Below are 5,122 nucleotides of genomic sequence, written 5' to 3'. Positions count from 1 at the left end.
CGAGCCGCTATGATGTGGCACACCGGGTTGGGACGACGGATCTGTCTTACCAGCTCCAACAAAATACTCTGGTAACCGCGGATCAAAAAGAGTCTGAGACCGATCTAGCGACTTTCCAGGTACGGCTTGCCAATGGGCCAAAACGACCCGGCCTGGCTTTTAGCCGCACCGAGGACGACAAAACAGACCCGTCTTCTCGTAAAACAGAAGTCGTCACCAATAAGACTGAGCTGACAAGCAAATTGGGCACCGCCGATGCGACGGTGCGCACCACGCAGGCGGAGACAAATACCCCCGATCCCAAGACTACGGGAGCGTCGCAGGATACAGCACTCTTGCTGGCGGCAGCAGGGGGCACTAAGGGGACAAGTGCCAGCATCACTCTAAGCACGGGCCAGAGCGAGACGGGGGCGGCAACCGAGCAGCGGCAAGGGGTCGGAGTTAAGCTCCAGCCCTCGCCCAAGGTTATCCTCTCGGCGGAGCAGAAAGATCAGCTCATCACTCCATTCATGCCGAGTGGCTCTGTGGGCACCACGAAAAATATTACCAGCCTAACAACCGGAGCGGAGCTGATGCCCATGCCGGGAACGAAGCTTACCGGAGCCTGGCAGTCTACGGAAGACGGCACGACGCGGATAGGTATCACGCAGTACGGAGCCGCACTGGGCACCGACAAGAGTGCCTTCCAGTTCTCGGGCAACCTGAAAGACCGGTTTTCCCTGGGAAGTGCCACGCCCAACGCGGCGGCAAACCTGGATACTGCCAGTGCACGGCTTGCCCTACGGCCCTTCTCCGGGTTTCAGGTAACCGGGGCCTACACCCTCAACCCCGAGGATCCAGCCAAGCAAAACCAGGTCAGCCCCCTTACTCGGCACGAGTACGGACTCGCGGCAAATCTGGGAGCGATCCAGCTGGGCGGCACTTACGCCATGAACGAGTACGATATCAAGCACGCGGAGGCTGTTAAGGCAGGGGCTCCGTCGTTTGGGGAGTACTTGCTCACTCTTGGAATGCGTTTCAACCGCTACACGAACCTCAACAGCACCTATAAGAACACGTTTTTCTATGGTGCAGGCCCTAAAGGGCTACAGATCTATACTTTTGGCCTGACCCATAATGTCGGCTCCGCGATGAACTTCACCATGGGCGGCACCATGACCTCGAACCTTGCCGTCGCTTCCGGGCCGCTACGCACAGACTACAAAGCCGAGGCCAAGCTCGGCGTAAAGTTTTAGTTTTAAAATAGCCCTTTCTCCTTGAGAGAGACCCAGCGGTTGTCCCCTAAGATGATGTGGTCCAGAACTTCGATTCCCAGAAGCTCCCCAGCCTCGGCGAGGCGCTTGGTGACGGCGATATCTTCAGGGCTAGGAGCGGGGTCGCCCGAGGGATGATTGTGTGCGACAATTAAGCTGGCTGCGGAGTGCCGGATCGCCTCCGCAAAGACCTCGCGCGGGTGGACTATGCTACTGGACAGATCCCCCACGCTCACCGTCCGACTTCTGAGGACGCCGTTCTTTGTGTCTAATAAAATTGCCATGAAGTGCTCGCGCTTTTCTTCTCGGAGCATCGGCCCCAGTAAGTTGTAGACATCGCGCGGGGAGCGGATCTTGGTGCGCTCCTCAGGACTGGCGGCCACTAGCCGCCGACCGAGCTCAATGGCTGCCTTGAGCTGTGCGGCTTTCGCGGGGCCGATCCCGTGCACGGTGGCCAGCTCCTCAATGGTGGCATGAGACAGCCCCCGCAGGTTCCCGAACTGGGCCAACAGGTGATCCGCCAGCCCAACCGCGCTGTATTTCTCCGTGCCCGTGCGCAACAAGATCGCCAGAAGCTCCGAGATGGAGAGTGCGTCCGCTCCGTTGTGGATCAGTCGCTCACGGGGACGCTCCTCGGTGGGTAGCTCTCGAATTCGTGTGTGGTACATGATAGTTGGTTTCCTTCGTCCTTAAAACGGTTGGGAAGTGCCGAATCTTATAAAATCAAGCTACAATATTTTCATGATGACCTATGAGGCTCAGTTTGAGCTGCCCCGTGTGGCGGGCAATCCCTACGATCCCGAGAAAAACGATGTTCGTTTCGTCTTCCGTGGCCCCGGTGGAAAGCAAAAAACGCAGCTTGGCTTCTTCGATGGCGGCACCCTGTGGCGGGCTCGAATCACTGTGGAAGCAAAAGAGGGCAAGTGGCAGGCGGCAAGTGCAACCCGCAACGGGGCGCTGGTGCGGGCGAAGCTCACCACGCTTGCCCAGGCGCAGCCGCTGCACTTTGTGAGGCGCAAGGGGCTAGGCTTTGTACATGATGATGGCAGACTCTACTGGCCGCTCGGGCATAATGTGGCGTGGCGCTCGGGCAGCTTTGATGTGAGCGATGCATTTGCAAAGCTCGGGGCGGCGGGGGAGAACTGGTCGCGGGTGTGGATGTGCCACTGGGATGGAAAAAACCTGGACTGGGAGACCAAAGGCGATACGCTTAGCTTGAGCGTCGCACGGCGCTGGGATGGGATTGTGGCTGCGGCGCAGAAGCACGGAGTTTATTTTCAGCTTGTCTTGCAGCACCATGGGCCGTATGCACTGAGTGTCAACTCCAACTGGGGCGAGAACCCCTGGAACGCAAAGAACGGTGGATTTCTCAATACCACGGCGGAGTTTTTCACGCACCCCGAGGCGTTGCGTCGAACCAAAAATAAGCTGCGCTACATCGTGGCGCGCTGGGGCTACTCGCCGAGCATTCTGGCGTGGGAGCTTTTCAACGAGGTGGAGTGGACTGAGGGCGCGAAGAACGCTCCCAAGACCGTGGAGGCGTGGCACCAGAGTATGGCGGCGCACCTGCGCTCGCTCGATATTCACCGGCATCTTGTAACCACAAGCTCGCACCTCTCTGGCGGCGACCTCTACGCGGCCATGGACTACGAGCAGCCCCATGCCTACCCGCCTGACTTGGCGGCAACGGCGCTCGCGGTGACGCCCACAACGAAGCCAGTTTTCTATGGCGAGATTGGCCCCTCAGGTGATCTGAATAGTGATACGGGGCAGCATTTAAAAGCGGGGCTCTGGGCTAGCCTCTTCTCCGACGCGTCCGGAGCGGCGCAGTACTGGACCTGGGATCACATAGAGCGACGTAATCTCTATGGGCTGTTCAAAGCCGCCACGGGGTTTGTGAATGCATCGGGCGTGACGGCACTGCGCCGGATCAGCGCGAGGGTTATAACGCCCGATGGCGGTGTCGCGTCGTCGGGGCCGGGCAAGGGCTGGGGTGAGACCAAGCGCACCGAGTATCCCATTCGCGCCGACGGCATGATCGAGGGAATTGGGGAGATGCCCAGCTTCTTGCAGGGCACTGCCCACCGTGAGATGTTCCCGAAAGCCGACCTACCCGTGACACTTCGGCAGCCAGGCAGTATCGCTGTAGAGGTGCAGACTGCGGCGCGCTCGGGCGGGACGCTGGTCATTAAAGTGGATGGGCAAGTGGTGGCGGAGAAAGCCTACCCGGCCAGTGGGCGTGATACGTCCGTTAATGAAACCCTCACGGCTGCGATTCCGGTGGGAACCCACAAAATCACTCTTGAAAACCCAGGGGCGGACTGGGTGACTATCCGCAAGATCACGGTCGGTCCCGTGGGCGCGAGTGTTTCTGCACTGGCGAAGTCCGACCAGGGAGGCACCCGCGCGGCGCTCTGGCTACGGCGTACCGCCACGGGCGCACACCCCGGTGGTGGGACAGTCACACTCAGTGGTCTGCGGGCCGGTGCCTACAAGCTGGTCTGGTGGGACACAGACGCTGGGAAAGCCCTTCGTGAGCAAGCTCTCAGCGCCACTGCCAGCGGCCAACTCGCCATTCCATTGCCCGCTTTTACCGGCGATATCGCGGCCTATCTCACACGGAAATAACCACATAATGAATACTATCGAGAAGACAAAATCCCAGTCGGAGCGCGGCAGGAGCCTCGCCGAGAACCTGACGGAGACGCAGCTCAATGCTCGCCTTGATACCGATACCTGGTCGCTGGGAATGCAGCTAGATCACATCGCCGTGGTACTGGAAAAAGCGACGGCGGAGATGGAGAAGGCGCTGGCAGGGGAGACTATCCCACTAGGCGATCCTACGGCTTGGAAGCCAAACTTTCTGGAGCGCAAGTTTATCCAGATGGTGGGAGCACAGCCTGGTGGACGCATGAATCCGGTACCTAAGGGCTTTGAGCCTCGTGAGGAGCCTCTGGATAAAAAGGCGCTGCTGGCTCGCTACGCCGCCGCGCACGCAAGGCTTCTTGTGGTGCTTGAGCGGACGAAAAACGCCGATCTGAAGCACATTAAAGCGGCCTCCGCTGCCCTTCCTTGGATGAAGTTTTCCCTGGGAGCCTGGTTTGCCGCGATGGCAGTTCACACCGACTATCACCTTGATAAGGCGGAAAAACTACAGCCCGGATCCGAGAACACCCCCGCTTTGGGTTGAGGTCGCACGCGATTTAGGAAGGTAGGGCAGTCCCAGGAAATTCTCTAGCTTGGCCTGCTCAGGCTGAGCCACCGAGGGCTTCGCCGTCGGCATTCCTGTCCAGTGAACCGAGTCCAGCAGCTTCGTGAAGGCACGCACTCCCTTTTCCGCCTGAGGAGTGGGCGTGGTGTACTCAAAGAGATAGAGATTGCCCGCAAAAAGCGCGAGCATCTGGTAGCTACGAACGGGCTTTCCAAATTGGAGGCGCTCGATTCCCGAGAAAGAGGCTTCCGCCCCGCCGACTTGGAGTCCCTCGGCGGGGCCGCGCAGGAAGGTCTTCCCCGGCATTTTTTTGTGCAGGTGCGCGTAGACCAGCGCGGACGAGTGGGGGACGAGCTTACTAAGGCCCGTGTGGTGCTGCCAGAGCTGAACGGTCACTCGCTCGCCGGAGGCACTCCGGCCACACCAGAGAAAACCGGGCGCAGCGACGCGACGGAAACCCGCAGGAGCCTCGAAAGAGAGCTTGGCTTGAGGATAGTTAAGGCGACTCATGCTATGATTTTCGGCGATTGTGCAGTTTCTCTGAAGTACAATAGAGCCTGTGGATGACGATGCGCTTTATTTTTCTCCTGCCGAGGGCTTTGACCGCCTCGCCGATACCTACGATGCCCGGCTCTCGGGCAGCCCGGTGCTGCTTTTA

Annotated in this window: 5 protein-coding genes; 3 read left to right on the top strand and 2 right to left on the bottom strand. The window is 59.4% G+C overall.

Annotation, left to right across the window (positions count from 1 at the left end):
- A partial coding sequence (locus tag ACH2EH_RS08765) for a hypothetical protein (protein WP_395140838.1) occupies positions 1-1,235 on the top strand: 1,235 nt, incomplete at its 5' end.
- 2 nt (positions 1,236-1,237) lie between these two features.
- Here the strand turns inward: ACH2EH_RS08765 and radC are convergent.
- A complete protein-coding gene (gene radC, locus ACH2EH_RS08760; protein ID WP_395140836.1) occupies positions 1,238-1,921 on the bottom strand; it encodes a DNA repair protein RadC in 684 nt (227 codons plus the stop codon).
- Between the two features lie 73 nt (positions 1,922-1,994).
- Here radC and ACH2EH_RS08755 point away from each other — a divergent pair, with 73 nt between their 5' ends.
- A complete protein-coding gene (locus ACH2EH_RS08755; protein ID WP_395140835.1) occupies positions 1,995-3,881 on the top strand; it encodes a cellulase family glycosylhydrolase in 1,887 nt (628 codons plus the stop codon).
- Between the two features lie 7 nt (positions 3,882-3,888).
- On the top strand, positions 3,889-4,443 hold the full coding sequence (locus ACH2EH_RS08750; RefSeq protein ID WP_395140833.1) for a DinB family protein: 555 nt from the start codon (positions 3,889-3,891) through the stop codon (positions 4,441-4,443).
- Here the strand turns inward: ACH2EH_RS08750 and ACH2EH_RS08745 are convergent.
- Positions 4,405-4,974 (bottom strand): hypothetical protein, encoded by a 570-nt coding sequence (locus ACH2EH_RS08745; RefSeq protein WP_395140831.1) that lies wholly within the window; start codon positions 4,972-4,974, stop codon positions 4,405-4,407. The genes ACH2EH_RS08750 and ACH2EH_RS08745 overlap by 39 nt on opposite strands.
- Positions 4,975-5,122 lie beyond the last annotated feature (148 nt).

The sequence above is a fragment of the Armatimonas sp. genome, from assembly GCF_043760365.1.
Lineage (GTDB): Bacteria > Armatimonadota > Armatimonadia > Armatimonadales > Armatimonadaceae > Armatimonas.
Note: the sequence above shows the minus strand (reverse complement) of the source record. Positions and strands in the feature narration are given on the sequence as shown.